At 33.6% G+C, this 4,047-nt stretch carries 3 protein-coding genes, 1 tRNA gene and 1 pseudogene; all 5 read left to right on the top strand.

Features of this window, described 5'->3' with window-relative positions; all coding sequences use genetic code 11:
- Window positions 1-541: pseudogene (locus ACZQCL_RS06320) on the top strand (ATPase); the annotation flags it as partial.
- Window positions 542-553: 12 nt separating this feature from the next.
- Window positions 554-1,333 carry a SagB/ThcOx family dehydrogenase gene (locus ACZQCL_RS06315; RefSeq protein WP_333673166.1) on the top strand — a complete coding sequence of 260 codons (780 nt, stop codon included), beginning with the start codon at window positions 554-556 and terminating at the stop codon, window positions 1,331-1,333.
- Between the two features lie 36 nt (window positions 1,334-1,369).
- Window positions 1,370-2,647 (top strand): hypothetical protein, encoded by a 1,278-nt coding sequence (locus tag ACZQCL_RS06310; protein ID WP_482482301.1) that lies wholly within the window; start codon window positions 1,370-1,372, stop codon window positions 2,645-2,647.
- A 33-nt stretch (window positions 2,648-2,680) separates the two neighbouring features.
- Window positions 2,681-2,755, top strand: a tRNA-Thr gene (locus ACZQCL_RS06305).
- Between the two features lie 52 nt (window positions 2,756-2,807).
- A complete protein-coding gene (locus ACZQCL_RS06300) occupies window positions 2,808-3,941 on the top strand; it encodes an O-antigen ligase family protein (RefSeq protein ID WP_117572046.1) in 1,134 nt (377 codons plus the stop codon).
- The last annotated feature ends 106 nt before the right edge of the window (window positions 3,942-4,047 follow it).

Here is a 4,047-nt window from a genome sequence, read left to right as displayed (position 1 = left end):
TGTTAATTTGGTGATGGATGGTTTACTACGGCAAGTGAATGTATATTCTTTTGAAAAACATTGTACAGATCTTTGGTTTAGTTTCTTGAAAGAATATCGCAAAGATATGGATTCTTCTTATTTGGACCATACAAAGGCATTCATGTCAAATTATCGTGATCAATTGCAGGCAGAATTATTAAGTGTTTCACAAAAACATGAACATGAATTTGTGTTAAATAACATACAAAAAGTAATGGTGGATGAAAGTTTAGATCCTAAGTCTCGTTTTGATTCTTGTACAAAGCCTTTCTTTGAACAAAAGGAAAAAATGGAAAAGTTGGATAGTCAATTGAAGTTGGAGATTGAAAATGCGTTTGAATTTATGGAAAATGCATTTAAGAATGGTCAGGAAATGACAATATTTGTAACGAATCTAACAATGTCGAGTGAAATGGCTCTCTATTTAAGTTCACATACGATTGATATATATGAAAAGTATAAACAACTCTTGTTGATAGGAACACAAAAGGCAAGATTATTAGATGAATTAGCGCATTAAAAGGAGAAGAGCATGAATTATTCAGACTTGAAATATGATATAGAAGAATTTGAATCGGACCAAGACAAGAAACTTCCACAACCACCTTTGGTTAAAGCTGCTATGCGAAAAGATTCCATAGAACTTCCTAAAAATTTTGACGCATTATCCGTTCATTCTAACTTTCTAGATATTATCAATACACGTCATAGTAGTCGTGTATATACGCAAGAGCCCATGTCTTTGTTGGAACTTTCTTATATGCTTTGGACTTGCCAAGGTGTTAAACAAATTCGTGGTAAGAAATATGCGACTTTGCGTACAGTACCATCTGGAGGAGCTAGACATGGTTTTGAACTTTATTTTGTATGTCAAAATGTAGAAGGGTTAACCCCTGGAACCTATCATTATTTGCCTATGGAACATCGTATTGAGTTTTTAAATCCAATTGAAAAGGTAAGTGATGTTTTGGCATCTTCTTTATGTGATCAATTATGGGCTTTAAAAGCCAATGTGATTTTCTATTTCAGCTATATTCCGTATCGTACTGAATGGCGCTATGGACATCTTGCACATCGAATAGCGTTAGTGGATTTAGGCCATGTTGGAGAAAATATATATTTGGCAAGCACAAGTATTGGTTTAGGAACTTGTGGAATTGGAGCGTGTGTGACAAGAATTTGTGATGAAATGTTTGAATTGGAAGGCAAAAATGAATTTATTATTTATGCGCAGCCGATTGGAAAGGTGAATAAAGAGGATTTTGTGAAAGAAAAATCTTTTTATGAATTTGTTGAAAAAGAAGGCTTATAATGTGTTAAAATAGATTCGAACTAAGGAAAATATATTATGAGTAAAAATGATAAGAATATAGATGCTTATTCAAAAGCACTTTTAGATAAAAAAACAGAGTATAACGATGAATTAAAAAAGCCTAAAGAGGTTCATCAGATGTCTGAAGCAGAAAGAAGACAGGCTGAAAAGACAATGTCTTCAGCTTTAGATATGCTTCGTAAAGAGCGTGGTCAAAAAACGATTGCGGAAGAAGAGCAGTTTTATCAGGAGCATAAAGATGATCTAAAAGACATGGATGATGATTTTACAACTTCTTCGATTGAAAAGGAACAATCCAATGAGGCATTAGATCTTGTGCATGCGATGTTGCAGGATATGTCAAATGAGGGTGACGAAGATGAAGAGGTAGTTATCCAAAAGGAAAAGAAGCCAAAAGAAAAGAAAGAAAAAAAGGAACATAAACCAAAAGAAAAGAAGTCTAAGAATAAACAAGTCAAAGAAAAGAAACCGATGAAGAAGGTTACAAAAATTGTGTTATGCGTAATCTTAGTAGGCTTGGTTGCCTTAGGTGGATATGCATATAAGGTTTTAGTGTATAATCCACAAAATATTGTTTCTGAAACGCAACAAAAAACATATGATAAATTAGTGTCTTATGCGGATGAGTATGGAGACAATATGATGTCAGATGCTGAGAAATTAGAGCTTCTAGATTTGGATAAAGATTATCAAAAGCTTTTGGATAAACAAAAGACTTCAATCAATGAATATTTTAAAGAACAGACTGGCCAAACATATAAGGCTTTGTTGAAAGATATGAAGCAGCTTCATCAAGATAAAGAAGAAGTTAAACTTCCTGCTTATCAACAAATTGTTGATTTATTAAATGGTTGGGAATCAAAATCCGATGAAGAAAAGATGGCTGTAGCCGACATGCAGTCTACATATAGTTCATTGTCTAAAAATTTAAAAGATGAAGTGGATACTTTATCAAAATCAAAGACAGGCAAAGACTTTATTGATCTATGTAAAGAACAGGGTGAATTAAAGGCGGCTGCCGAGGAAAAGGCTCGTCAGGAAGAAGAAGCTAAAAAAGCAGAGAATGAAAAGAAGGTTAAAGAATATCAAACAAGCTTGAATAGTTTGCAGCAAGACTACAATACGTATGCACAATATGCACAGAGTCTAGAGTCTGATTTGGCATATGCGCAACAAAATGGAGAAGATACTGCAGATATTCAATCTCAGATTGATACAAATAATCAGATGTTGTCTTCTTTGCAGCAACAAATCACATATTATCAACAACAGATTTTTGCTTTACAATCTTAAAAAATAAGACTATTCTAATAGGGTAGTCTTTATGCCGACTTAGCACAGTGGTAGTGCAACGCACTCGTAACGCGTAGGTCATTGGTTCAAATCCGATAGTCGGCACCATGTTTTGAAATTAAGCTGGTTCAACCAGCTATTTTTTTTGAAGGGAGGATCTATGAATTTAGATGAAAAAATGATTTTATTGGCCACTGCCTTTCTGTTTTTGCCCTATCAAATCGCAAGTGTAGCAGTCGCATGCGTTTTAATACAAGCATTATGCCGACATAAATTGGTGGATGCCATAAAGAATCAAACGGGCGCAATTTTCTTTTATAGCTTTATCGTATTGGAATTTATTGTCTCCATCTTCCATTCGAACTGGACAGGTTTTGGTAATACATGGTTATTTGTGTTGATCGGTTTATATGGAGCCTATTATCGTAGAAGTATCACAAAAAATACATTTGAAAAGATGTGTGATCTTATTATTATTTTATCGGTATTTGCGGCTATCTACGGTTTGTATCAGTTTAATCAGATTTCCCTTGCGAATGGACGAACATTTTTAGAATTCCATATCTTCAATTCACCAAAACGAAGAATTACTTCGACATTTATGAATGCGAATATCTATGCGATGGTCATTGATTTTGTATGTGTGATGTGTATGTATCGTTTTGTGAAAAACGACAATATTCTTTGTAAGATTGGTTATTTTATAATTGCACTGTTTAATTTCTTTGTTCTATATTTAACGGGATCTAGAACTGCATTATTACCATTTGCACTAATCTTTCCTATCTTTCTTTATTGTGTGCGATGGAAAAAACTATTTATCACATCCATTGTATTCGAACTTGGTATATGTGGTTTAGTATTCTTAAAACCAACGTTGATTCCAAGAATCAGTGATATGTCAACTTTTGCCTCTCGCATTAAGATTTGGAAGACAGCATTTATGTGTATTTCAATGTATCCATTCTTTGGATGGGGTCCGCAGACATATCAGAAGTTTTATCCATTAGTACATGGTCATAAGGCACCTCATGCCCATAATATTTATATTGATTCCATTTTGTCGTATGGAGTTGTTGGAACAGTAGTGCTTCTGGCATATACATTTGTGCTAAATAAGGAAATCTTTACTTCGAATACAAGAAAAGAAAATCCTGCACTATTTGGCATGATGATGTGTTTTATTGCGATCGTGTTGATATATGGATTGTTGGATTGTACATTAAATATTGTCGCAACAGGAACTTTATGTTTTATCATTTTAAATAGTGCTTGCATGTACTTAGAAAAATAAATACAATAATTTTAGAAGACAGACAGTAGAAGGAGTTTTATGAAATGTATATCTCTTTTTGTCTGTTTTTTTATTAGTTTACAATCGATGATCGTGCCCAGTTATG

This window comes from Holdemanella sp., from assembly GCF_056804935.1.
Note: the sequence above shows the minus strand (reverse complement) of the source record. Positions and strands in the feature narration are given on the sequence as shown.

Excerpts from the sequence above, each read along its gene's own strand:
- ACZQCL_RS06310 (WP_482482301.1), top strand. The coding sequence starts at position 1,370 with ATGAGTAAAAATGATAAGAATATAGATGCTTATTCAAAAGCACTTTTA.
- ACZQCL_RS06315 (WP_333673166.1), top strand. The coding sequence starts at position 554 with ATGAATTATTCAGACTTGAAATATGATATAGAAGAATTTGAATCGGAC.
- ACZQCL_RS06300 (WP_117572046.1), top strand. The coding sequence starts at position 2,808 with ATGAATTTAGATGAAAAAATGATTTTATTGGCCACTGCCTTTCTGTTT.